At 55.1% G+C, this 23,766-nt stretch carries 21 protein-coding genes; 20 read left to right on the top strand and 1 reads right to left on the bottom strand.

The window, feature by feature from the left end:
- Nucleotides 1–185: 185 nt before the first annotated feature.
- Complete coding sequence (gene queG, locus AC5JPW_RS13050) at nt 186–1,325, bottom strand: tRNA epoxyqueuosine(34) reductase QueG (protein WP_494240851.1); 1,140 nt, start codon at nt 1,323–1,325, stop codon at nt 186–188.
- Between queG and nnr the strand changes: the two genes are divergently transcribed.
- The 20 genes from nnr (at nt 1,324) to AC5JPW_RS12950 (ending at nt 23,764) form a co-directional block, all read left to right on the top strand.
- A complete protein-coding gene (nnr, locus tag AC5JPW_RS13045) occupies nt 1,324–2,844 on the top strand; it encodes a bifunctional ADP-dependent NAD(P)H-hydrate dehydratase/NAD(P)H-hydrate epimerase (RefSeq protein WP_494240849.1) in 1,521 nt (506 codons plus the stop codon). The genes queG and nnr overlap by 2 nt on opposite strands.
- On the top strand, nt 2,841–3,302 hold the full coding sequence (tsaE, locus tag AC5JPW_RS13040) for a tRNA (adenosine(37)-N6)-threonylcarbamoyltransferase complex ATPase subunit type 1 TsaE (RefSeq protein WP_494240847.1): 462 nt from the start codon (nt 2,841–2,843) through the stop codon (nt 3,300–3,302). Before nnr ends, tsaE begins: the two co-directional genes overlap by 4 nt.
- Nucleotides 3,303–3,318: 16 nt before the next feature.
- Nucleotides 3,319–4,647 (top strand): N-acetylmuramoyl-L-alanine amidase AmiB, encoded by a 1,329-nt coding sequence (gene amiB, locus AC5JPW_RS13035; RefSeq protein WP_494240845.1) that lies wholly within the window; start codon nt 3,319–3,321, stop codon nt 4,645–4,647.
- Between the two features lie 9 nt (nt 4,648–4,656).
- Nucleotides 4,657–6,522, top strand: coding sequence for a DNA mismatch repair endonuclease MutL (gene mutL / locus AC5JPW_RS13030; RefSeq protein ID WP_494240843.1), 1,866 nt, complete (start codon nt 4,657–4,659; stop codon nt 6,520–6,522).
- Entirely contained in the window at nt 6,515–7,465 is a 951-nt protein-coding gene (miaA, locus tag AC5JPW_RS13025; protein ID WP_494240841.1) for a tRNA (adenosine(37)-N6)-dimethylallyltransferase MiaA, read from the top strand. Before mutL ends, miaA begins: the two co-directional genes overlap by 8 nt.
- 96 nt (nt 7,466–7,561) lie before the next feature.
- On the top strand, nt 7,562–7,867 hold the full coding sequence (gene hfq, locus AC5JPW_RS13020; protein WP_039077815.1) for an RNA chaperone Hfq: 306 nt from the start codon (nt 7,562–7,564) through the stop codon (nt 7,865–7,867).
- A 74-nt stretch (nt 7,868–7,941) separates the two neighbouring features.
- Nucleotides 7,942–9,222, top strand: coding sequence for a ribosome rescue GTPase HflX (gene hflX / locus AC5JPW_RS13015; protein WP_494240840.1), 1,281 nt, complete (start codon nt 7,942–7,944; stop codon nt 9,220–9,222).
- Between the two features lie 114 nt (nt 9,223–9,336).
- Nucleotides 9,337–10,605: an FtsH protease activity modulator HflK gene (gene hflK, locus AC5JPW_RS13010; protein ID WP_494240838.1), complete on the top strand. Its 1,269-nt coding sequence runs from the start codon at nt 9,337–9,339 to the stop codon at nt 10,603–10,605.
- Nucleotides 10,606–10,607: 2 nt separating this feature from the next.
- On the top strand, nt 10,608–11,612 hold the full coding sequence (gene hflC, locus AC5JPW_RS13005; RefSeq protein WP_494240836.1) for a protease modulator HflC: 1,005 nt from the start codon (nt 10,608–10,610) through the stop codon (nt 11,610–11,612).
- A 74-nt stretch (nt 11,613–11,686) separates the two neighbouring features.
- The gene (locus AC5JPW_RS13000; RefSeq protein ID WP_494240835.1) at nt 11,687–11,884 is read left to right on the top strand and encodes a DUF2065 domain-containing protein; all 198 of its coding nucleotides are present in this window, start codon (nt 11,687–11,689) and stop codon (nt 11,882–11,884) included.
- Between the two features lie 102 nt (nt 11,885–11,986).
- Nucleotides 11,987–13,285, top strand: coding sequence for an adenylosuccinate synthase (locus AC5JPW_RS12995; RefSeq protein ID WP_494240834.1), 1,299 nt, complete (start codon nt 11,987–11,989; stop codon nt 13,283–13,285).
- A 150-nt stretch (nt 13,286–13,435) separates the two neighbouring features.
- Nucleotides 13,436–13,861, top strand: a complete 426-nt coding sequence (gene nsrR / locus AC5JPW_RS12990; RefSeq protein WP_494240832.1) for a nitric oxide-sensing transcriptional repressor NsrR — start codon at nt 13,436–13,438, stop codon at nt 13,859–13,861.
- Nucleotides 13,862–13,898: 37 nt separating this feature from the next.
- On the top strand, nt 13,899–16,331 hold the full coding sequence (gene rnr, locus AC5JPW_RS12985) for a ribonuclease R (protein WP_494240830.1): 2,433 nt from the start codon (nt 13,899–13,901) through the stop codon (nt 16,329–16,331).
- A gap of 220 nt (nt 16,332–16,551) precedes the next feature.
- Nucleotides 16,552–17,568, top strand: a complete 1,017-nt coding sequence (gene cuyA / locus AC5JPW_RS12980; RefSeq protein WP_494240828.1) for a D-cysteate sulfo-lyase — start codon at nt 16,552–16,554, stop codon at nt 17,566–17,568.
- Nucleotides 17,561–18,286: a cysteate racemase gene (gene cuyB, locus AC5JPW_RS12975; RefSeq protein ID WP_494240826.1), complete on the top strand. Its 726-nt coding sequence runs from the start codon at nt 17,561–17,563 to the stop codon at nt 18,284–18,286. Before cuyA ends, cuyB begins: the two co-directional genes overlap by 8 nt.
- A 75-nt stretch (nt 18,287–18,361) precedes the next feature.
- On the top strand, nt 18,362–19,363 hold the full coding sequence (locus AC5JPW_RS12970; protein ID WP_494240824.1) for a taurine ABC transporter substrate-binding protein: 1,002 nt from the start codon (nt 18,362–18,364) through the stop codon (nt 19,361–19,363).
- Nucleotides 19,360–20,130 (top strand): ABC transporter permease, encoded by a 771-nt coding sequence (locus AC5JPW_RS12965; protein WP_494240822.1) that lies wholly within the window; start codon nt 19,360–19,362, stop codon nt 20,128–20,130. Before AC5JPW_RS12970 ends, AC5JPW_RS12965 begins: the two co-directional genes overlap by 4 nt.
- Complete coding sequence (locus tag AC5JPW_RS12960; RefSeq protein ID WP_494240821.1) at nt 20,130–20,906, top strand: ABC transporter ATP-binding protein; 777 nt, start codon at nt 20,130–20,132, stop codon at nt 20,904–20,906. Before AC5JPW_RS12965 ends, AC5JPW_RS12960 begins: the two co-directional genes overlap by 1 nt.
- Before the next feature lie 54 nt (nt 20,907–20,960).
- Nucleotides 20,961–22,178 (top strand): M20 family metallopeptidase, encoded by a 1,218-nt coding sequence (locus tag AC5JPW_RS12955; protein WP_494240819.1) that lies wholly within the window; start codon nt 20,961–20,963, stop codon nt 22,176–22,178.
- Between the two features lie 23 nt (nt 22,179–22,201).
- Entirely contained in the window at nt 22,202–23,764 is a 1,563-nt protein-coding gene (locus tag AC5JPW_RS12950) for an ABC transporter substrate-binding protein (protein ID WP_494240818.1), read from the top strand.
- The last annotated feature ends 2 nt before the right edge of the window (nt 23,765–23,766 follow it).

Genomic DNA, 23,766 nt, shown 5'->3' with positions numbered 1-23,766 from the left:
AGTTATCCACAGATTGTGTAAGTCACGGTAAAACCTGAATTACTTCGCTTGATGAATAATATCTCCATAACCATTTGAAATTAATAACAAAAATATGATTTCAAATTGTTAATGTGATCTCTTGACGATTTTGTTGGCGTTGAATAGCAATGTTTTTTTAATTTTATTCACATGCTGTGGACGACTCAGGCATCACGTGCTAGTCCTTTTTCAATCACTCTTACCAGCCGTTGTTTCTTGGGTGTTTGTACCTCAACGACACAGGCATTTCGCTTTTCAATCTGCTGCGTAACCGCCCATTCTATATGTTCATCGAGAAGTGGGTGCTCACCTCGGCGTTGTTCCAGTGCCAGAATGTTGGCCTCATCCCAGGGGGCATTTCCCAGTGCGACGGCAATATTTCTCAGCCAGCGCAAATGGCCGATTCGGCGTATCGCAGAACCTTCCGTCACTTTTAAAAACCAGTTCTCACTCCAGGCAAACAATTCAATCAGCTTTGGGGCATGCAGTGCTTTACGTGGACTGAAGTCTGTTTCATCCGTTAATTGCGAGAAACGGTTCCACGGGCAGATAAGCTGGCAGTCGTCGCAGCCGTAAATGCGGTTACCGATCAGTGGGCGAAATTCTTCAGGAATAGCCCCTTCCAGCTCAATGGTCAGATAAGAAATACAACGGCGGGCATCCACCGTGTAGGGCTCGACGATGGCCCCCGTCGGGCAAATGGTGAGACATGCCACACAGCGGCCGCAGCCTTCTTCCACGGGCTTATCAATGGGCAGGGGCAAATCAATCAGCAATTCGCCGAGGAAAAAAAACGATCCGGCGTCGCGATTAAGGATAAGTGAGTGCTTACCTGTCCAGCCAAGTCCGGCTTTTTCAGCCAGTGGACGCTCAAGAATGGGCGCAGAGTCAACAAAAGGTCTAAAATTCAGCGAGACGCATTGCTGCTGAATTTTTTCGCCGAGTTGCTTTAATCGGTTACGCAGCAGCTTATGATAATCGCGGCCCAGCGCGTAGCGGCTGACGTAGCCCAGCGCTGGGTTTTTGAGCGTGCTGGCGAAAGCGGCATTCGCGGGGAGGTAGTTCATCCTGACGCTTATTACCCGTAACGTGCCGGGCAGAAGTTCGTGTGGGCGGGCGCGCATCATTCCGTGGCGCGCCATCCACTCCATTTCGCCATGATATTGCTTATCCAGCCAGGCCTGTAGTTTAGGCTCGCTGGCCGACAGATCGGTGTCAGTGATCCCGACCTGCTGAAACCCCAGTTCAGTGCCCCAGTGTTTGATGTTCTGCGCTAATTGATTGAGATCGAGGGGCTCTGACATGACGGACCATACAATGAAGAAAAACGCAGCAAGTATACCACACTCCATCTGGCCTGCGGATGAACTGCGACGGGCAGAAAAAGAGGCTGCCGACAGCCTCGGCATTACGCTCTTTGAGCTGATGCAGCGGGCGGGTCTGGCAGCCTTCGACATTGCCCGGTCTTACTATCCGCAGACGCAATATTGGCTGATTCTGTGTGGTCACGGTAACAACGGCGGTGATGGTTATGTGGTCGCCAGGCTGGCTGCGGCTGCGGGCATCCAGGTTACGTTACTGGCAATTGAAAACGAGAAACCGCTGCCGGAAGAGGCGCATGCTGCACGTGAAGCCTGGCTTGAGGCCGGCGGTGTTATTCATGCATCGGACATTCTCTGGCCTGAAGATATCGACCTGATTATTGATGGCTTGCTGGGGACGGGGCTGAACAGTGCGCCGAAAGATCCCATTGCGACGTTGATTCATCGAGCGAATGCGCATTCTGCCCCGGTGCTGGCGCTGGATATTCCCTCCGGCCTGATAGCGCAAACCGGTGCGACCCCTGGAGCGGTCATTGATGCCGACCACACCGTCACCTTCATCGCGCTTAAACCGGGTCTGTTAACCGGCAAAGCACGTGACGTAGTGGGGCTTCTTCATCACAACACGCTGGGTCTGGATGCCTGGCTTGCCGGGCAGGAAACCCCACTCTCGCGTGTGGATGCGTCGTTGCTTCCGCACTGGTTCCCTCCGCGCCGCCCGACATCACACAAAGGCTCCCATGGTCGGCTGGTGATGATTGGCGGTGACCACGGTACCGCCGGTGCTATTCGTATGGCGGCAGAGGCGGCACTGCGCGCCGGGGCGGGTCTGGTGCGTGTTTTGACCCGGCTGGAAAACATCGCGCCGATCATCACTGCCCGCCCGGAATTGATGGTGCATGAGCTTACACCTGAATCGCTGGATGAAAGTCTGGAATGGGCTGATGTGGTGGTCATTGGACCGGGTCTCGGTCAGCAGGAGTGGGGTAAAAAGGCGCTGCAAAAAGTTGAGAATTTTCGTAAACCCATGCTCTGGGATGCCGACGCACTTAACCTTCTGGCAATCAACCCCGATAAACGTCACAATCGCATTCTGACGCCGCATCCCGGCGAAGCTGCCCGCCTGCTGAACTGTTCCGTAGCAGAAATTGAAAGCGATCGCTTACTTTCTGCGCAACGTCTGCTAAAACGTTACGCAGGTGTGGTGGTTCTGAAAGGCGCAGGGACAGTCGTGAGTGCTGAAAATGGCACGACCAGCATCATTGATGCGGGCAATGCCGGTATGGCCAGTGGCGGAATGGGCGATGTCCTGTCCGGCATTATTGGCGCCCTGTTGGGGCAGAAACACGGATTATACGACGCGGCCTGTGCGGGCTGTCTGGCGCATGGTGCGGCGGCCGATGTTCTGGCGGCCAGGCAAGGCATGCGTGGCATGCTGGCGACCGATCTTTTTTCCACGCTCGTGCGTGTAGTTAACCCGGATGTTAGTGATACAGAATGATGAACCAAGTAATTCCTTTACCTGATGAGCAAGCGACTCTGGATTTTGGTCAACGTATGGCCCTGGCGTGCGATGGTGCCACGGTGATTTATCTGTACGGTGACCTGGGAGCAGGTAAAACCACCTTTAGCCGGGGCTTTTTACAGGCGCTCGGTCATAACGGGAATGTGAAAAGCCCGACCTATACGCTTGTCGAACCCTACACGCTGGATGGCTTAAACGTGTACCACTTCGACCTGTATCGTCTTGCGGATCCTGAGGAGCTGGAATTTATGGGGATACGCGACTATTTTGCCAACGACGCAATTTGCCTGGTCGAGTGGCCGCAACAAGGTGCGGGTGTACTGCCTGACCCGGATGTCGAAATCCATATTGATTACCAGGCTCAGGGGCGTGAGGCACGCATTACTGCTGTATCCTCATCTGGCGTTTCGTTGCTGGCGCGTTTGGCCAGTTAATCTTAGGGATGACGGGATGATTTATCGCGTGAAAAGTTGGCTGGTGGCGGCGCTGGTTTTACTCAGCGCGCATGTGAGTGCGGCGAGCCTGTCAGATATTCAGGTCTCCAATGGTGACACACAGGCCCGTATTACCTTCAGTTTTATGGGGGACCCGGAGTATGCGTTTTCGCAGGAAGGGAAACGCAGCGTGGCGCTCGATATCAAACAAACCGGCGTGATTCAGGGCCTGCCGTTGCAGTTCAGCGGTAACAACCTGGTAAAAAGCATTCGTTCCGGCACGCCAAAAGATAACCAGTCGCTGCGTCTGGTGGTCGATCTCACCGAGAATGGCAAAACCCGTGCGGTGAAACAGCAGAACGGTGCCGGGTATTCTGTCGTCTTCACTATTGATGCGGACGTTCCACCACCGCCACCACCAAAAGCTGTGGTCCAGCGTGTTGAAACGCCGGCTGTTGCCCCGCGTCCCGTTGAACCGGCGCGCAATCCGTTTAAATCAGACAACGACCGTATTACTAGCGTGACCAACAGCAACACGGCTGTCCGTCCTGCTGCTCAATCCCGGGCGGCAACGGGTGACAAAGTCATTATCGCTATTGATGCCGGGCACGGCGGTCAGGATCCTGGTGCGATTGGCCCTGGCGGTACCCAGGAGAAAAACATCACCATCTCCGTGGCGCGCAAACTGCGTACCTTATTAAATGATGACCCGATGTTTAAAGCGGTGCTGACACGCGATGGAGATTATTTTATTTCGGTGATGGGCCGTTCGGACGTTGCCCGTAAGCAGAATGCGAACTTTCTGGTGTCTATTCATGCTGATGCCGCGCCGAACCGCGATGCCACGGGAGCCTCTGTTTGGGTGCTCTCCAACCGCCGTGCAAACAGTGAAATGGCCGGTTGGCTTGAGCAGCACGAGAAGCAATCTGAACTGCTGGGTGGCGCAGGGGATGTGCTGGCAAACAGTCAGTCTGACCCATACCTGAGCCAGGCGGTGCTGGATTTACAATTCGGCCATTCCCAACGTGTCGGGTATGATGTCGCCACAAGTATGATTACCCAACTTTCTCGCATTGGTGCGCTGCACAAGCGTCGGCCTGAGCATGCCAGCCTTGGTGTGCTGCGTTCGCCGGATATCCCGTCCGTACTGGTTGAGACCGGGTTTATCAGTAATAACAGTGAAGAACGTCTGCTGGCGAGCAGTGACTATCAGCAACAGCTGGCTGACGCTATTTATAGTGGTTTACGCAATTACTTCCTGGCGCACCCGCTTCAGTCTGCCCCGCAGGGTGGCACCGGGCAAACCGCCAGCGCGGAAACCGCTTCACACGGACTGTTTAACTAAGGAGCATTCATGCCGATTCAGGTTCTGCCGCCACAGCTTGCGAACCAGATCGCCGCTGGCGAAGTGGTGGAACGCCCTGCGTCGGTGGTGAAAGAGCTGGTTGAAAACAGCCTGGATGCGGGCGCGACCCGCATCGACATCGATATTGAACGCGGCGGGGCGAAGCTCATCCGCATTCGCGATAACGGTTGTGGCATTAAAAAGGACGAGCTGGCGCTGGCGCTGGCGCGTCATGCCACCAGCAAAATTGCCTCGCTGGACGATCTGGAAGCGATTATCAGTCTCGGCTTTCGTGGTGAGGCGCTCGCCAGTATCAGTTCTGTCTCTCGTCTGATGCTCACTTCGCGGACCGCTGAACAGCAGGAAGCCTGGCAGGCCTACGCCGAGGGGCGTGACATGGATGTGACCGTCAAACCTGCGGCGCACCCGGTGGGTACTACGCTCGAAGTGTTGGATCTCTTTTACAACACGCCTGCTCGCCGCAAGTTCATGCGCACTGAAAAAACCGAATTTGCTCACATTGATGAAGTGGTGCGTCGGATTGCGCTGGCCCGTTTTGATGTCACTATCAATCTCAGCCATAACGGCAAAATGGTGCGCCAGTACCGGGCTGTTGCGCAGGGCGGTCAAAACGAGCGCCGTTTGGGGGCGATTTGCGGCACGGCGTTTCTTGAAAAAGCTCTGGCCATTGAGTGGCAGCATGGCGATCTTGCTTTGCGTGGCTGGGTCGCTGAGCCAGGGGCGACGACCTCTGCCTTTGCCGAGATCCAGTACTGTTACGTAAATGGTCGCATGATGCGTGACCGACTTATTAACCACGCTATCCGCCAGGCCTGTGAAGACAAACTGGGGGCCGACCAGCAGCCCGCTTTTGTTCTCTATCTCGAAATCGATCCGCACCAGGTTGACGTGAATGTGCACCCGGCCAAACACGAAGTGCGTTTTCATCAGTCGCGGCTGGTCCATGACTTCATCTATCAGGGCGTGTTAAGCGTCCTTCAACAGCAGGCAGAGAATCTGCTGCCGTTGGCGGAAGAGAGTGTTCCCGCGCCGCGCATCGTTCCGGAAAACCGGGTGGCGGCGGGGCGCAATCAGTTTGCGGAACCTGCTGCGCCCCGTGAACCTTCTGTTCTGCGTGAACCGCCTGCCGCGGGGGGATATTCAGGATCGTCCTCTGCGCGTGCTCCTGCCTGGCCGAATGCGCAGCCCGGATATCAGAAACAGCAGGGGGCGCTCTACCGCCAGTTGCTGAACACGCCCGAAGTCGAACGTAGCCCTGAACCTAACGTGAACAAGAGTGCGCCGGCGCTGGATGCCCATAGCCAGAGTTTTGGCCGTGTGCTGACGATTGTTCCGCCCGACTTTGCCCTGCTCGAACGTGATGGCAGCCTCAGGTTGCTGTCGCTGCCTGTCGCGGAACGCTGGCTGCGCTATCGACAGCTTTCGGCTGATAACGGACCTGTGTGTGGGCAGCCTCTGCTGATTCCGGTGCGCCTCAAAGTCTCACCGCAAGAGAGCACTACATTAAAAGAAGCGCAGGCCGTGCTGGCGCAAATGGGCGTCGAATTTGTCCCTGATGGGCAACACGTCACGCTACGGGCGGTGCCTTTACCCTTACGCCAACAAAATTTACAAAACTTGATTCCTGAACTGATAGGCTACCTGGCTCAACAGACAACGATTGATGTGGTGAATACTGCTCAATGGATTGCCCGTCATCTGGCCAGCGAGCACAGCCAGTGGAACATGGCGCAAGCTATTACTTTGTTAACCGACGTCGAACGTCTTTGTCCGCATCTGGTAAAAAATCCACCGGATGGTTTAATGCAACCTGTTGATTTATCTAAGGCGATGAACGCCCTGAAACATGAGTGATATGAGTAAGGCTGGCCTGCCAAAGGCGATTTTTTTGATGGGGCCGACTGCCTCCGGTAAAACGGCGTTAGCCATTGAGTTACGTAAAGTTTTGCCAGTTGAGTTGATAAGCGTGGATTCCGCCCTTATCTATCAAGGGATGGATATCGGCACGGCGAAACCGAATGCCGACGAATTACGTGCTGCCCCACATCGATTACTGGATATTCGTGATCCTTCTCAGGCTTATTCAGCGGCGGATTTCCGTCGTGATGCACTGGCTGAGATGAATGAGATTACTGCCGCAGGGCGAATTCCTCTGCTGGTGGGTGGCACGATGCTCTACTTTAAGGCGTTACTGGAAGGACTCTCTCCTTTACCTTCCGCAGACCCGGCAGTGAGAGCTGAAATTGAGAAACAAGCAGCAGAGCGTGGTTGGGATGCGTTACATCAGCAGTTGCAGGCCATTGATCCTGTAGCGGCTGCGCGAATCCATCCAAATGATCCGCAAAGGCTTTCCCGGGCACTGGAAGTTTTTTTCATTTCGGGTAAAACTTTAACGGATCTGACGCAAACGTCAGGAGACGCTCTGCCGTATCAGGTGCATCAGTTCGCCATCGCCCCGGCGAGCCGTGAACTGCTCCATCAGCGAATTGAGCAGCGTTTTCATCAGATGTTGGCTTCAGGTTTTGAAGCAGAAGTGCGGGCTTTATTTGCTCGCGGTGATTTGCATACGGACATGCCTTCCATTCGTTGCGTGGGATACCGCCAGATGTGGTCATACATTGAAGGCGAAATTTCATACGATGAAATGGTTTACAGAGGTGTTTGCGCCACGAGGCAGTTAGCCAAGCGGCAGATAACCTGGTTGCGCGGATGGGACGGTGTTCATTGGTTAGACAGTGAAAAGCCGCAACAATCGTACAACGATGTGTTACAGGTTATTGGTGCTATAGCGGGTTGAGTGTGTACAATTACGTTGTATCGTGCGCAAAATTTTACGCAGTTTTCAGAACTCCCGGGTTCTAAGTACAAAACAAGCATATAAGGAAAAGATAGAATGGCTAAGGGGCAATCTTTACAAGATCCGTTCCTGAACGCACTGCGTCGGGAACGTGTTCCAGTTTCAATTTATTTGGTGAATGGTATCAAGCTGCAAGGGCAAATTGAGTCTTTCGATCAGTTCGTGATCCTGTTGAAAAACACGGTCAGCCAGATGGTCTATAAGCATGCTATTTCTACTGTTGTTCCGTCTCGCCCGGTTTCTCATCATAGCAACAACGCGGGTGGCGGCACTGGCAGTAACTACCATCATGGTAGCAATGCTCAGTCCTCTGCGCAGCAGGACAGCGAAGAAACCGAATAAGGTTGCTGGCTGTTTTTCCATGTCGGGGAGCCAGGATTCTGAGTTCCCCGCTGGTATTTTAGGAGAGTTTACGCTTGTTTGACCGTTATGAAGCCGGTGAGCAGGCGGTGCTGGTACACATCTATTTTTCGCAAGACAAAGATATAGAAGACCTCCAGGAATTTGAATCCCTGGTCTCTTCTGCCGGTGTCGAAGCAATGCAGGTGATTACTGGTAGCCGTAAAGCACCGCACCCTAAGTATTTTGTAGGTGAAGGTAAGGCTGTCGAAATTGCGGAAGCCGTAAAAGCGACAGGGGCTTCTGTTGTTTTATTTGATCACGCATTGAGTCCGGCCCAGGAACGTAATCTTGAAGCGTTATGTGAATGCCGGGTTATTGACCGTACAGGTCTGATTCTCGATATTTTTGCCCAACGCGCACGTACCCATGAAGGTAAGTTGCAGGTTGAGCTGGCGCAGTTGCGCCATTTAGCGACGCGTTTAGTGCGTGGCTGGACCCACCTTGAAAGACAAAAGGGCGGGATTGGTTTGCGTGGCCCGGGTGAAACCCAGCTCGAAACTGACCGTCGTTTACTGCGTAATCGTATTATGCAAATCCTCTCGCGGCTTGAGAAAGTGGAAAAGCAGCGTGAACAGGGACGCCGCTCGCGCATGAAAGCGGATATTCCAACGGTGTCGCTGGTGGGTTATACCAACGCCGGCAAATCCTCCCTGTTTAATCAGATAACCGAGGCCCAGGTGTACGCGGCGGATCAATTGTTCGCCACACTGGACCCGACCCTGCGTCGCATTGATGTGGCTGACGTAGGCGAAACCGTGTTGGCGGATACCGTTGGTTTTATCCGCCATTTGCCACATGATCTCGTGGCCGCGTTTAAAGCGACGCTGCAGGAAACCCGGCAGGCTACGTTGCTTTTGCATGTCATTGACGCCGCCGATGTGCGGTTGCAGGACAACATTGAAGCCGTAAACATTGTGCTCGAGGAAATCGATGCACATGAAATCCCGACACTGCTCGTCATGAACAAGATCGATATGCTGGATGATTTTGAGCCACGTATTGACCGGGATGAAGAGAACAAACCGATTCGGGTCTGGTTATCTGCCCAGACCGGAGTGGGTGTACCACTGTTATTCCAGGCTTTAACGGAGCGTCTGTCTGGTGAGGTGGCACAACATACGTTGCGCTTACCGGCAAAAGAAGGGCGCCTGAGAAGTCGTTTTTATCAGCTTCAGGCCATCGAAAAAGAGTGGATGGAGGACGACGGGAGTCTGGGTATGCAGGTGCGCATGCCGATTGTGGACTGGCGTCGCCTCTGTAAACAAGAACCGGCACTGGAAGACTACGTCGTCTGACCGGAACGGGCCTGAGGGATTTTCCCCTTTGGGGGATACCCAAACTGATTCGGGTTGCAACGTGGCAGCCTGGAGCATGAAGGTATAACCGCATAACAAATATGGAGCACATACATGGCGTGGAATCAGCCCGGTAATAACGGACAAGACCGCGACCCGTGGGGAAGCAGCAAACCAGGCGGCAACTCTGAGGGAAATGGAAACAAAGGCGGTCGCGATCAGGGGCCACCTGATCTGGATGATATCTTCCGTAAGCTGAGCAAAAAACTCGGCGGCCTGGGCGGTGGCAAAGGCACCGGTTCCGGCGGTGGAAGCCAACAACCTTCTGGCCCGCGTGGTCACATTGGCGGACGTATCGTCAGTATTGTTGCGGCAGCAGCCGTGATTATCTGGGCGGCCACGGGGTTCTACACCATTAAAGAAGCAGAGCGTGGTGTGGTTACGCGCTTTGGTAAGTTCAGCCATCTGGTTGAGCCGGGTCTGAACTGGAAACCGACCTTCATTGATAACGTGACGGCGGTTAACGTCGAATCCGTTCGTGAACTGGCGGCTTCCGGCGTCATGCTGACCTCCGACGAAAACGTTGTGCGCGTTGAAATGAACGTGCAGTACCGTGTGACCGATCCTGAGCGCTACCTCTTTAGCGTGACCAGTGCTGATGACAGCCTGCGTCAGGCGACGGACAGCGCACTGCGTGGCGTTATCGGTAAGTACTCTATGGACCGTATCCTCACCGAAGGCCGTACCGTTATTCGTAGCGATACCCAACGTGAGCTGGAAGAGACCGTGCGTCCGTACAACATGGGGATCACTCTGCTGGACGTGAACTTCCAGGCGGCTCGTCCACCTGAAGAAGTAAAAGCCGCATTTGATGATGCCATTGCTGCACGTGAGAACGAACAGCAATACATCCGTGAGGCAGAAGCCTACACCAACGAAGTGCAGCCACGTGCCAACGGTCAGGCGCAGCGTATTCTGGAAGAAGCGCGTGCATACAAGACTCAGACCATCCTGGAAGCACAGGGTGAAGTGGCTCGTTTCGCAAAAATTCTACCTGAATATAAAGCTGCACCGCAGATCACCCGTGAACGTCTCTATATTGAGACCATGGAAAAAGTACTGAGTCATACCCGCAAAGTGCTGGTCAGTGACAACAAGAATGGCAACCTGATGGTTCTGCCACTCGATCAGATGCTGAAAGGCGGTAACGCCACCGGGGCAAAGAGTGATAGCAGTGGCGCGAACAATCTTCTGCGCCTGCCGCCTGCGTCCTCATCTGGCTCAAGTGGCGCAAGCAACACATCGTCCTCTAACCAGGGCGACATCATGGACCAACGCCGTGCTAACGCGCAGCGTAACGACTACCAGCGTCAGGGGGAATAACGATGCGTAAGTCAGTAATCGCGATTATCATCATCGTGCTGGTAGTGCTTTACACCTCGCTGTTTGTCGTGAAAGAGGGTGAGCGCGGTATTTCTATGCGCTTCGGTAAAGTGTTGCGTGACGATGAAAACAAACCGCTGGTTTTCGAGCCGGGTTTGCATTTCAAACTGCCGTTTATTGAATCCGTTAAAACGCTTGATGCCCGTATTCAAACCATGGACAACCAGGCAGATCGCTTTGTAACGAAAGAGAAGAAAGACCTGATTGTTGATTCCTACATCAAGTGGCGAATCAGCGACTTCAGCCGCTACTACCTGGCAACCGGTGGTGGTGATGTTTCTCAGGCAGAAGTGCTGCTGAAACGTAAATTCTCTGACCGTCTGCGTTCTGAAATTGGTCGTCTGGATGTGAAAGACATCGTGACCGATTCCCGTGGTCGTCTGACCCTGGAAGTGCGTGATGCGCTGAACTCCGGTTCTTCTGGCGCCGAAGATGAAGTCGCAACGCCTGCTGCTGATGATGCTATCGCTAAAGCGGCACAGCGCGTGGCTGTTGAAACGAATGGCAAAGTGCCGGTCATTAACCCAAACAGCATGGCGGCGTTAGGTATCGAAGTGGTGGATGTGCGTATTAAGCAGATCAACCTGCCAACTGAAGTTTCGGAAGCGATCTTTAACCGTATGCGCGCTGAGCGTGAAGCGGTTGCTCGTCGCCACCGTTCTCAGGGTCAGGAAGAGGCTGAAAAGCTGCGTGCTACAGCGGATTACGAAGTGACAAAAACGCTGGCGGAATCTGAGCGTCAGGGACGTATCCTGCGCGGTGAAGGTGATGCAGAAGCCGCTAAGCTGTTTGCTGATGCCTTTAGCCAGGATCCAGACTTCTACGCCTTTATTCGTAGCCTGCGTGCTTATGAAAGCAGCTTCCAGAGCAACCAGGATGTGATGGTGCTCAGCCCGGACAGCGACTTCTTCCGTTATATGAAGTCACCGACGCCAGTGACGCGTTAAGTTCACTTAAACGGTAAGACGTAAAAACCACCGGCTCCTCCAGGAGCGGTGGTTTTCTTTTTATAAGGATAAAAATGAACGCAACAATCTGGTTGGCATTGGCTCTCGTTTTGGTCCTGGAGGGATTAGGTCCAATGCTCTACCCCCGTGCATGGCGTCGTATGATCGCCACAATGAGTAACCTTCCGGATAATGTATTGCGTCGCTTTGGCGGCGGTCTTGTGGTCGCTGGCATTGTGATCTACTACATGTTGAGGAAAACGATTGGCTGATCAAAAAGTGGTCTGATTTGCCTTAATTTGGGTACAAAAAGTGCTGTATATCTGAAAATCCGATGGTAGAATCCATTTTTAAGCAAACGGTGATTTTGAAAAATGGGTAACAACGTCGTCGTACTGGGCACCCAATGGGGTGACGAAGGTAAAGGGAAGATTGTTGATCTTCTGACTGAACGGGCTAAATATGTTGTACGCTACCAGGGCGGTCACAACGCAGGCCATACTCTCGTAATCAACGGTGAAAAAACCGTCCTCCATCTGATTCCATCAGGCATTCTCCGCGAAAACGTAACCAGCATCATCGGCAACGGTGTTGTGCTGTCTCCGGCTGCGCTGATGAAAGAGATGAAAGGTCTGGAAGACCGTGGTATCCCGGTTCGTGAACGCCTGCTGTTGTCCGAAGCGTGCCCGCTGATCCTCGATTATCATGTGGCGCTGGACGTAGCACGCGAAAAAGCGCGCGGTTCTAAAGCTATCGGCACCACCGGTCGTGGTATCGGGCCTGCTTATGAAGATAAAGTGGCTCGCCGTGGTCTGCGCGTTGGCGACCTGTTCGACAAAGCGACCTTTGCTGACAAACTGAAAGAAGTGATGGAATATCACAACTTCCAGCTGGTGAATTTCTATAAAGCAGAAGCCGTTGACTATCAGAAAGTGCTGGATGATGTGATGGCGATTGCCGACATCCTCACCGCGATGGTTGTTGATGTGTCCGATCTGCTGGATCAAGCGCGTCAACGTGGCGACTTCGTGATGTTCGAAGGTGCACAGGGTACGCTGCTGGATATCGACCACGGTACTTATCCGTACGTAACTTCCTCCAACACCACTGCTGGTGGCGTGGCGACCGGCTCCGGCCTGGGCCCGCGTTATGTGGATTATGTACTGGGTATCATCAAAGCCTACTCTACTCGCGTGGGTGCAGGTCCGTTCCCGACAGAACTGTTCGATGACATCGGTGAGTTCCTGTGCAAGCAGGGCAACGAATTCGGTGCCACTACTGGCCGTCGCCGCCGCACTGGCTGGCTGGATATCGTTGCTATCCGTCGCGCCGTACAGATTAACTCCCTGTCTGGTTTCTGCCTGACCAAACTGGATGTGCTGGACGGTCTGAAAGAAGTTAAGATCTGTATCGGGTACCGCATGCCGGATGGTCGCGAAGTGACGACTACTCCGCTGGCTGCTGACAACTGGGAAGGTATTGAGCCGATTTATGAATCAATGCCGGGCTGGTCTGAAACCACCTTTGGTGTGAAAACGCGTGATGGTCTGCCGCAAGCTGCGCTGGACTACATCAAACGTATTGAAGAACTGACTGGTGTACCGATCGACATTATCTCTACCGGTCCGGACCGTTCTGAGACCATGATTCTGCGCGACCCGTTCGACGCATAATCATCAACGGGGCTTGCCTGGCAGGCCCCTTCTTCCTGCTTTTTCCCCCTCCCGTTCAAATAAATTAGCGGCATTCCTGCTGGCTGGTTTATCATCAATAGAGTCAATACCTGCGGGTATCTCATTTTTCCCCCTGTTTCTGAGGTTGATGTGCAGTTAACGAGTTTCACCGATTACGGATTACGTGCGTTGATTTATATGGCGTCATTGCCAGAAGGGAAAATGACGAATATCACCGAAGTCACTGAGATTTATGGTGTGTCCCGTAATCATATGGTCAAAATAATCAATCAACTTAGTCGTGAAGGCTATGTGATGGCCGTCAGGGGAAAAAACGGGGGGATCAGGCTGGGCAGGGCAGCAAAAGACATTCGTATTGGTGATGTCGTGCGTGACCTGGAGCCGCTAACGCTTGTGAACTGCAGCAGTGAATTTTGCCATATAACTTCCGCCTGCCGCCTCAAGCAGGCGCTTTCTAAGGCTGTGCAAAGTTTCCTTAAGGAACTGGATAACTACACGCTGGCCGAATTGGTTGAAGAGAATCAACCGCTTTACAAATTATTGCTGGTGGACTGAAAAAATCGCCACCAGAGATGACAACGGAGGAACCGCTATGTCACACGATCCTTTCCTGGAACGCGAAGCTGAAAAATATTCAAATCCTATCCCCAGCCGCGAATTTATCCTCGAACACCTCACCAAACGTGAAAAACCCGCCAATCGCGAAGAACTGGCGGTTGAACTCAATATTGAAGGCGAAGAACAACAAGAAGCCCTGCGCCGCCGCCTGCGCGCTATGGAGCGTGATGGCCAACTGGTCTTCACCCGCCGTCAATGCTACGCCCTGCCAGAACGGCTCGACCTACTGAAAGGCATGGTGATTGGCCACCGCGATGGATTTGGTTTCCTGCGCGTCGAAGGCCGCAAAGACGATCTGTACCTCTCCAGCGAGCAGATGAAAATGTGCATGCACGGCGACCAGATTCTGGCCCAGCCGCTGGGTGCCGACCGTAAAGGCCGCCGCGAAGCGCGTGTCGTGCGCATCCTTGAGCCGAAAAAGGGTCAGATAGTTGGTCGTTACTTTACCGATGCCGGTGTCGGCTTTGTGGTCCCTGATGACAGCCGCTTAAGTTTTGACATCCTGATTCCACCGGAAGAGGCAATGGGCGCGCGCATGGGCTTTGTGGTGGTGGTTGAACTGACCCAGCGCCCGACCCGTCGCACCAAAGCCATCGGTAAAATCGTTGAAGTGCTGGGCGACAATATGGGTACCGGCATGGCCGTGGATATGGCGCTGCGCACCCATGAAATCCCGTATGTCTGGCCGCCAGCGGTTGAACAACAGATTTCCGGGCTGAAAGAACAGGTGCCGGAAGAAGCCAAAATCGGCCGCATCGATCTGCGTTCCCTGCCGCTGGTCACGATTGACGGTGAAGATGCACGTGACTTCGATGACGCCGTTCACTGCGAGAAGAAACGCGGCGGTGGCTGGCGCTTATGGGTGGCGATTGCCGACGTCAGCTACTACGTCCGTCCGGGCACGCCGCTGGATGATGAAGCACGTGGTCGCGGGACCTCGGTCTATTTCCCGTCTCAGGTCGTGCCAATGCTGCCGGAAGTGCTCTCCAACGGCCTGTGTTCGCTCAACCCGCAGGTTGACCGTCTGTGTATGGTCTGCGAGATGACCATTTCGGCCAAGGGCCGCCTGACGAGCTATACATTCTACGAAGCGGTAATGAGCTCCCATGCCCGTCTGACCTACAACAAGGTCTGGCATATACTGCAGGGCGATCAGGATCTACGCGAGCAGTACGCGCCACTGGTTAAGCATATCGAAGAGCTGCACAACCTCTACAAAGTACTTGATGCCTCCCGTGCCGAACGTGGCGGGATCTCCTTTGAGAGTGAGGAAGCCAAATTTATCTTCAACGCCGAGCGTCGTATTGAGCGCATTGAGCAAACTCAGCGCAATGATGCCCATAAGCTGATTGAAGAGTGCATGATCCTTGCCAATATCTCGGCGGCGCGTTTCGTTGAGAAGGAAAAAGAGCCCGCACTGTTCCGTATCCACGACAAGCCAACCACCGAAGCCATCACTTCCTTCCGTACCGTACTGGCGGAACTGGGCCTCGAACTGCCCGGCGGCAATAAGCCTGAGCCTGCGGATTACGCGGCGTTGCTGGAGTCCATCGCCGATCGTCCGGATCATGAGATGCTGCAAACCATGCTGCTGCGTTCTATGAAACAGGCGGTTTACGATCCAGAAAACCGCGGTCACTTTGGACTGGCGCTGCAATCTTATGCACACTTCACGTCGCCGATCCGTCGTTATCCTGACCTGTCGCTGCACCGTGCTATCAAGTATTTGCTGGCGAAAGATGAAGGCCATGTTGGCAACAGTACCGAGACAGGCGGCTGGCATTACAGCCTGGAAGAGATGCTGCAACTGGGTCAGCACTGTTCAATGACCGAACGCCGCGCCGACGAAGCGACCCGTGAAGTCTCCGACTGGCTGAAGTGCGACTTTATGCAGGACCAGGTGGGCAACACCTTCCCTGGCGTGATTGCCAGCGTGACCGGCTTTGGCTTCTTCGTGCGTCTGACCGATCTGTTCATCGACGGTCTGGTACACGTCTCGACGCTGGATAACGACTACTACCGCTTCGACCAGATTGGCCAGCGCCTGATTGGCGAATCGGGCGGCCAGACTTACCGTCTGGGCGACAAAGTGGAAGTTCGCGTTGAAGCCGTCAACATGGACGAGCGTAAAATCGACTTCTCTCTGATCTCCAGCGAGCGCGGCCCGCGTAATGTGGGTAAAACCGCCCGTGAAAATGCGAAAAAAGGCGGCGGGGCGAAACCAGCGGGTAAACGTCGTCAGACCGGTAAAAAAGTGAACTTCGAGCCCGACAGTGAATTTCGTAAAGCGAAAGGTCCTGCGAAACCGAAGAAAGAAAAAAGCGTGAAAAAACCGTCGGCAAAAACGCAAAAAATCGCTGCGGCGACAAAAGCAAAACGCGCGGTGAAAAAGAAAGTCGCTGAATAACCAGACCTGAAATACCGACTAATAACCCCTCTCCTGGCAGAGGGGTTATTCTTTTTTAACGTATTATATTCCTTCCTGTAATAGAAATAGCCCTCCGGACGTTTATTTTCCTGCTTAGCAAAATTGTGAAAATCGATATTTATTATTGGTGATTAGCCGCCAGAATCAGATGTGTATAGTGACTCCCATCAGCTATTCGCTTATTTAGCAAGGAGTCATCATGCACCTGGCGCGTTTTCCCCGACTGTCACTCGGCCATTTTCCCACTCCACTGGAGCCGTTAAATAATCTCACTACACTGCTCGGTGGTCCGCAAATATGGATTAAGCGCGATGATGCAACCGGGCTTGCCAGCGGCGGAAATAAAACCCGCAAACTGGAATTTCTGCTGGCCGATGCGCTGGAGAAAAAAGCCGATGTGATTATTACTCAGGGCGCGACCCAATCTAACCACGTGCGCCAGACCATTGCCGGTGCGGCAAAACTCGGCCTTGCTGCCAAAGTGCTGCTGGAAAAACGCGTCACCGATTTTGGCGAAGATTATCAGCGCTCGGGCAACGTGTTGCTGGACGACCTACTGGGCGGTGAAATTGTCGCGCATCTGCCGGGTGGCACCGATATGCAGCAGGCGATGGAAGAGTACGCCGCAGAGCTGCGTGAGAAAGGGCACAACCCTTATGTGATCCCCGGCGGCGGCTCTAACCCGATTGGTGCACTGGGCTATGTCGCCTGTGCAGAAGAACTGTTATACCAGTCTTCGCAACAGCGTTTGCGCATCGATCATGTGGTTCACGCCACCGGTAGCACCGGGACGCAAGCCGGGCTGGTTGCCGGGTTCACCGCGACGAACAGCCAGGTTCCGGTACTGGGGATCAGTGTTCGTGCGCCAAAAGCGAAGCAGGAAGAAAATGTCTGGAACCTGGCTTCGCGCACCCTTTCGCTGCTCGGTGTGCCGGGTGAATTACCACGCGAGGCAGTGGTGGCGAACAGCGACTACGTTGGCGACGGTTACGGCCTGCCGACTGAAAGCATGCTGGAAGCCCTGACCCTGTTTGCCCGCCACGAAGGCATTCTGCTCGACCCGGTCTATTCCGGGAAGGGGGCCGCCGGGCTTATCGACCTAATTCGTAAAGGCCACTTCCGTAAGGATGATAACGTGGTGTTTATCCACACCGGGGGTTCTGTTGGCCTGTTCGGCTATCGCCAGGTGCTGGAGGCGCATGCCCGCCATGGCTAAGCCCTTTTTACTCGGCGTGTTGGGCGGCATGGGGCCGCTTGCCACCCTCGATTTTCAGCACAAGTTACTCGACGCCACCCCGGCGCAGAGCGACCAGCAGCACCTGCCGTCGGTGGTGTGGAATGTGCCACAAGTCGCCGACCGACAAAAAGCGCTGGCAGGGTTGGGCCCGTCGCCATTGCCTCAGTTGCTTGAGGGTATTGCAAAACTGAATCAGGCGGGGGCTAGCCATATTGCCATTCCCTGCAACACCGCGCACCACTGGTATCCGCAACTGAGCGAAGCCAGCGATGCGCCGGTTCTGCATATTGTCGATGCCACGTTAGAGATGCTGCTCAGGGTGGCGAAAAAGCCCCTGCGTGTCGGCATTATCGCCACCAAAGGGACGCTGGACGCCGGCTGGTTTCAGCAGCGTCTGGCAGAGCAGGGCATTGAATCCATCACCCCGAATGAAGACGAACTGGCGGAGTGGTTCGTGCCCGGCTGCTATGCCGTTAAGCGCGGCAAACTGGCTGAAGGCGGCGAGCTGCTCTCCCTGCAGGCGCAGGCGCTGATGGCGCGTGGTGCACAGCAACTGGTGCTGGCCTGCACGGAAGTCCCGGTGGCGCTGCACGCTGTGAGGGCCCCCTTCCTGTCGCTCACTCACGACCCCGCACAATCCCTGGCTGAACGATGTTCCCGCCTATGGCAGGACTATCGCCTCACTCACCAGGCATAAATCAACACGTTCTGATTAAGCATTTTCTCCTGCTCTGTGGGAGATATGACTCGCATTCACCGCAAGGAAAAAGAAATGAAAAAAACGCTCGGAGTATTACTCGCAGCAGGCAGCCTGTGGGCCAATATCAGTATGGCCGCCACGCCGTCTGAAGTTCGCGTCGCATATAGCGGCGGTTCGCAGGTATTAATGCTGGCGAAAGCCGACGGCTCTTTAGATAAAGCCTTAAACGCCCAGGTGAAATGGGTGCAATTTGCCTCGGGTGCTGACGCGCTTAATTATTTCGCCAGCAACGCAATTGATATTGCTAATTTCGGCTCCAGTCCGGCAACGGCAGGTATTGTCCGCAAATTGCCCGTGGAGATTATTGGTGTCTCAGGCGTGATTGCCAGTTATGAACGTTTAATTGGCAAAGAGGGCATCAACAATATTAAAGATATTGAAGGCAAACGCGTGGCTTATCCGCCAAATTCCACGGCAGCCTATGCGCTGGAAGCGGCAATCAGCGTCAATAAACTGGATCGCAGCAAAATAACGCTGCTGCCACTGCGTCCGGCAGAGATGGTTGCGGCCTGGAAACGGGGCGACATTGACGCGGGCTACGTCTGGGCCCCCTTTGCTCAGGAGCTGGAGTCCTCCGGCGGTCACCAGGTCTTCGCCACCAAAGACCTGCAGAAAGATGGTTACCTGATCTACAACAACTACGTGGTGCGTAAAGCCTTTGCTGAGCAGTATCCGGAAGCGGTCAGCGCCTTCCTGCGCGTGCACCAGCAGAAAGTCGACGAGTTTAAGAAAGACCCGGAAAGCGCTGCCGCCATTGTGGCGAAAGAGGTGGGGGCACCGGTTACCACCGCCGCCAACACGCTGGGCGGGCTGGAATACCCAACGCTTGCTGAGCAGGGGACTGCGGCCTGGCTGGGCAACGGCACGGACACCACCCACAGCGGCATCGGCAAGGCGCTGACCAAAACCTCGAACTTCCTCGCCGGCATTGGCGAAATTCGTAAGCAGGATATCCCGGACAACTGGGATTCGGCGATCGATTCCCGTTATATCCGCGAAGCGGCAACAAAATGAAATTAGGTCAGCATATCGCCATCAGCGTGCTGTCGGTGGCGGTTTTCTTTGCACTCTGGCAACTGGCGGCCACCCGGCAATGGGTGGACCCGCTGTTGCTGCCATCACTCACCGACATTGGCCTGACGGCTGAGGAACTGCTGGCAGACGGCTACCGCCAGGTTCCGCTCTGGCAGCATGTGGCGGTCAGTCTGGCCCGTGCTCTGAGCGCCTTCTCGGTGGCGATTATTCTGGGGATCCCGCTGGGGCTGCTGATGGGGCTTTCCCCCGGTTTGTCCGCGGTGCTTAACCCGTTTGTGCAGTTTCTGCGCCCGTTACCGAAAATCGCGCTGATCCCGCTCGCAGTGGTCTGGCTGGGGATTGGCGAGGCTTCGAAATTCTTCCTGATCTTTATTGCCACCTTCCTGAGCGTAGTGGTGGGGGCGTCGGCGGCGGTGGAACGCATTGGCCGCGCGCGTATTCGTGTGGCGCAAACGCTGGGGGCAACCAAAGGGCAGATTTTCCTGCGAGTCGTGTTACCAGATGCGCTGCCGGATCTCTTTACCACCGTCAGGCTGTCGATTGGTATCGGCTGGACGTCGTTGATTGCCGCCGAGATGGTGGCGGCCAGTTCCGGCCTCGGCTGGATGGTGATTAACGCCAGCTCTTATTTACGCACCGATATCGTCATGCTCGGCATTCTGCTGCTCGGCGGGACGGGGTATCTGTTGGATTTATTACTGCTGGGACTGCAACGCCTGTTTGTCCCGTGGGCGGGGAAAGAATAATGAGTGCTATCCAGCTGGAAAATGTCTCCCTTTCGTTTGCGGCAAAACCGCAGCCGTTTACGGTGCTGGAGGGGATAGATCTCACCCTCGATAAAGGGGAGTTTGTGGTGCTGCTGGGGCCGTCGGGCTGCGGCAAATCCACCATCCTCAATCTGGTCGCCGGGTTTACCAAACCCGACAGCGGCCGCGTGCTGGCGACCGGAAAACCCGTGCAGCAGCCGGGCCCGGAGCGCGGCATGATCTTCCAGCAGCCGAACCTGTTCCCGTGGCTGTCGGTGCTGGATAACGTCACCTTTGGCCCGCGTCTGGGTCGCTATCAAAAAGAAGAGGTCAACGCACGGGCGCTGGACTGGCTTAACCGTGTTGGCCTGAAAGGCTTTGAGCAGCATGCGCCGTGGCAGCTTTCCGGCGGCATGAAGCAGCGTGTGGCACTGGCCCGCGCCTGGCTGCCAGGGCCGGAAGTGCTGCTGCTGGATGAACCCTTCGGTGCGCTGGATGCACAAACCCGCCTGATGATGCAGGAGCTGCTGCGCGAGGCCTGGCTGACGACGCAGACCACGCTGCTGTTTGTGACCCACGATGTGGAAGAGGCGCTGTTTCTCGCCGACCGCATTCTGGTGATGTCGGCCAAGCCGGGAAAAATCGTCGAAGAGATTGTCCTGCCCTTTGGCCGTGAACGCGACATCGAAACGCTGGCGGAGCACCCGCGTTACGGCGAAATCAAGCAACACGTTTTACACCGCGTCCGCCAGGAGGCGAAACGCCATTTAGGTTAACTCCCAGTTCCCGGTGTCGGGAATGAATCAACTGTCATCACTGAGGTGGAAGCAATGAGCACGAGCGAATTACGAGACCGTCTGGAAGAGAGCATTCATCAGCACCGCGACGAATACGTGGCTATCGCCAAAGATATTCATGCCCATCCCGAAACCGGGAATAACGAGTACTACGCCAATGGTGTGCTGACTCAGTTGCTTGAGAAGCACGGCTTTACCGTCACTTCCAATGTGGCCGGGCACGAGACGGCGTTCTACGCGGTCAAAGAGAGCGGTAAACCCGGCCCGACCATCGCCTATCTGGCGGAATACGATGCGCTGATCGATATCGGTCACGCCTGCGGACACAACATCATTGGCGTCACCAGCATTGCGGCAGCGATCGCCTTAAGCCAGGTGCTGGATCAAACCGGCGGCAAAGTCGTGGTGCTCGGCACCCCGGCGGAAGAGGGCGGACTGCGCGGTAAAGGCGGGCCGAACGGCAACGTCAAAGCCCGCTTTGTAGAGCACGGTTTTCTGGATGATGTCGATGTGGCGCTGATGGTCCACCCGGCGGGCAAAACTCGCCTTTCCGGTCCGTCGCTTGCCAATAACCATCTCTATTTCCATTTCTACGGCAAGCCGTCGCACGCGGGCAGTTCGCCGCACAAAGGTGTTAACGCGCTCGATGCCCTGGTGCTGCTCTACAACGGCATCAGCGTACTGCGTCAGCAGTTGCCGGACGGTATTCGCGTTCACGGCATTATCACTAACGGCGGTCAGGCCCCCAACGTGATCCCGGAATACGCTTCCGCCCACTACTACATCCGCGCCCACACCCGCGAAGAGGTGCTGGCGCTGGAGCCGCGCATTCGCGCCATTGCCGAAGGCGTTGCCCTGGCAACCGGCACCACGGTGAAAATTGAACACCAGGTCGGCCCGCGAGATTTCAACATCAACCACACCCTGAACAGCGTGCTGCTCGACGAGTTCACTGCTGCGGGTGAAAAGGTTGAACTGAAAGAGAAAGAGGGTCTGGGTTCAACCGATGCGGGCGATATCAGCCATGCGGTACCGACCGGGCATCCTTACATCAAAATCGGCCCGGACGATCTGATTGGTCATACCGTTGAATTCCGTGAAGCGGCGAACTCGGTAAAAGGCTACGAAGCGCTGGTCACCGGTGCGCAGGTGCTGGCTCGCACCGGCCTGCGTTTGCTGACGGACGCTGCACTGTTGCAGGAAACCAAAGATGAATTTGCCGGGCGCAGCACTGCGACCCAGGCCGCCTGATACCCGACTGGAGCAACGACATAATGAAAATGCTGTTTTCTGCCGCCGCGTTACTGCTGGCGGCGGTTTTACCTCTGGGGAATGCGCAGGCGGAAACCGTTAACCGCAACGCCACGCTCAATATCGCCTATGGCAACCGTCCGGGAACGCTGGACCCGTACCTGACCACCAACAACGCCACCTCGGATGTGGATCGCCATATCTTTGAGACGCTGTTTACCATCAACGCCCGCTATGAGCCGGTGCCGGAGCTGGTGCAGAGCTACACCCTGAGTGACGATCGCAAAACCTACACCTTCGTGTTGCGTGACGGCATTCATTTCCACGACGGGCAGTTGCTTACCGCCGACGACGTGGTGGCATCGATGAATCGTTGGCTCACCGTGTCGACCCAGGGCAAGGCTAACCTGCCAGGTGTTCAGTTCAGCAAAGTGGACGACAAGACCGTCAGCTTTACCCTGCCAGCCCCGTCACTGATTACCCTCAACGTGCTGGCGGATGTGAAAAACATCGCCGCGATTATGCCCAAACGCATTATTGATGAGGCGAACAGCAGCAAAAAACCGGTTACCGAGCTGATTGGCACCGGGCCGTACAAACTGGCGGAGTTTAAAGCCGGGGATTACCTGCACCTGACCCGTTACGACCAGTATGTGTCGCGCTCTGAACCGGCCAGCGGGCTGTCCGGGCAGAAAAAAGCGGACGTCAAAGACATCTGGTTCCGCTATATCACCGATGAATCTACCCGTCTGGCAGGGGCGATGACCGGGGAGTATGACCTGGTGTTCCAGTTGCCGAAGGACAATATCGACACCCTCGCCAGCGCGCCGGACATCTCACTGTTTGAGCCCCAGAGCGGCGGTTCGCTGATCACTTATCTGTTCAATAAACACCAGGGGCCGTTTGCCAACGTGAAGCTGCGTCAGGCGTTTAACCTGGCGCTGGATGTGCACCAGACCCTGCTGGCGGGCTACAGCGACCCGCGTTTCTTCAAAGAAGGGCCGTCGCTGGGCTTCCCGGATCAGGTGGACTGGTACAGCGATGCCGGTAAGCCTTACTGGAATCAGCACAAACTGGAGGAAGCACGCAAGCTGGTGCAGGAGTCGGGCTACAAAGGCGAAGAGGTGGTGATCATCGCCACCAAAGAGTATGCCGAGCTGTATAACCTGGCGATTGTCGCCCAGCAGGTGCTCAAGCAGATTGGCGTGAAATCCCGTCTTGATGTCTACGACTGGCCAACGGTTTTGCAACGCCGCCAGGACCCGAAAAACTTCGATCTCTGCGCGCTGGAATTCACCATGCGTCAGGTGCTGCATCAGTATCCGTTCCTTGACTCGCGGGCCAAATTCCCGGGCCTGAGCGACAGCCCGGAGATTGACGGCGTGCTTGATGAGATTAAACAGGCCGCAACCCTGAAAGAGACGCGTCCGCTGGTGGATAAACTCAACGTCCTGCTCTGGCAGTATCTGCCGGTGATTGTGCTGGGACGCACCACGCCGGATGCGGTGGCGATCAAAAACAACGTCAAAGGTTATCAGGATCTGAGTGGTCCGATTCTGTGGAACCTGAGCGTCACTCAGCCCTGACG

This window comes from Phytobacter sp., assembly GCF_059074235.1.
Note: the sequence above shows the minus strand (reverse complement) of the source record. Positions and strands in the feature narration are given on the sequence as shown.

Coding starts and splice junctions, on each gene's coding strand:
- AC5JPW_RS13000 (WP_494240835.1), top strand. CDS start 11,687: ATGAACGCAACAATCTGGTTGGCATTGGCTCTCGTTTTGGTCCTGGAG.
- hfq (WP_039077815.1), top strand. CDS start 7,562: ATGGCTAAGGGGCAATCTTTACAAGATCCGTTCCTGAACGCACTGCGT.
- miaA (WP_494240841.1), top strand. CDS start 6,515: ATGAGTGATATGAGTAAGGCTGGCCTGCCAAAGGCGATTTTTTTGATG.
- tsaE (WP_494240847.1), top strand. CDS start 2,841: ATGATGAACCAAGTAATTCCTTTACCTGATGAGCAAGCGACTCTGGAT.
- hflK (WP_494240838.1), top strand. CDS start 9,337: ATGGCGTGGAATCAGCCCGGTAATAACGGACAAGACCGCGACCCGTGG.
- hflC (WP_494240836.1), top strand. CDS start 10,608: ATGCGTAAGTCAGTAATCGCGATTATCATCATCGTGCTGGTAGTGCTT.
- AC5JPW_RS12955 (WP_494240819.1), top strand. CDS start 20,961: ATGAGCACGAGCGAATTACGAGACCGTCTGGAAGAGAGCATTCATCAG.
- cuyB (WP_494240826.1), top strand. CDS start 17,561: ATGGCTAAGCCCTTTTTACTCGGCGTGTTGGGCGGCATGGGGCCGCTT.
- rnr (WP_494240830.1), top strand. CDS start 13,899: ATGTCACACGATCCTTTCCTGGAACGCGAAGCTGAAAAATATTCAAAT.
- AC5JPW_RS12965 (WP_494240822.1), top strand. CDS start 19,360: ATGAAATTAGGTCAGCATATCGCCATCAGCGTGCTGTCGGTGGCGGTT.
- mutL (WP_494240843.1), top strand. CDS start 4,657: ATGCCGATTCAGGTTCTGCCGCCACAGCTTGCGAACCAGATCGCCGCT.
- AC5JPW_RS12995 (WP_494240834.1), top strand. CDS start 11,987: ATGGGTAACAACGTCGTCGTACTGGGCACCCAATGGGGTGACGAAGGT.
- AC5JPW_RS12950 (WP_494240818.1), top strand. CDS start 22,202: ATGAAAATGCTGTTTTCTGCCGCCGCGTTACTGCTGGCGGCGGTTTTA.
- nnr (WP_494240849.1), top strand. CDS start 1,324: ATGACGGACCATACAATGAAGAAAAACGCAGCAAGTATACCACACTCC.
- AC5JPW_RS12970 (WP_494240824.1), top strand. CDS start 18,362: ATGAAAAAAACGCTCGGAGTATTACTCGCAGCAGGCAGCCTGTGGGCC.
- amiB (WP_494240845.1), top strand. CDS start 3,319: ATGATTTATCGCGTGAAAAGTTGGCTGGTGGCGGCGCTGGTTTTACTC.
- AC5JPW_RS12960 (WP_494240821.1), top strand. CDS start 20,130: ATGAGTGCTATCCAGCTGGAAAATGTCTCCCTTTCGTTTGCGGCAAAA.
- queG (WP_494240851.1), bottom strand. CDS start 1,325: ATGTCAGAGCCCCTCGATCTCAATCAATTAGCGCAGAACATCAAACAC.
- cuyA (WP_494240828.1), top strand. CDS start 16,552: ATGCACCTGGCGCGTTTTCCCCGACTGTCACTCGGCCATTTTCCCACT.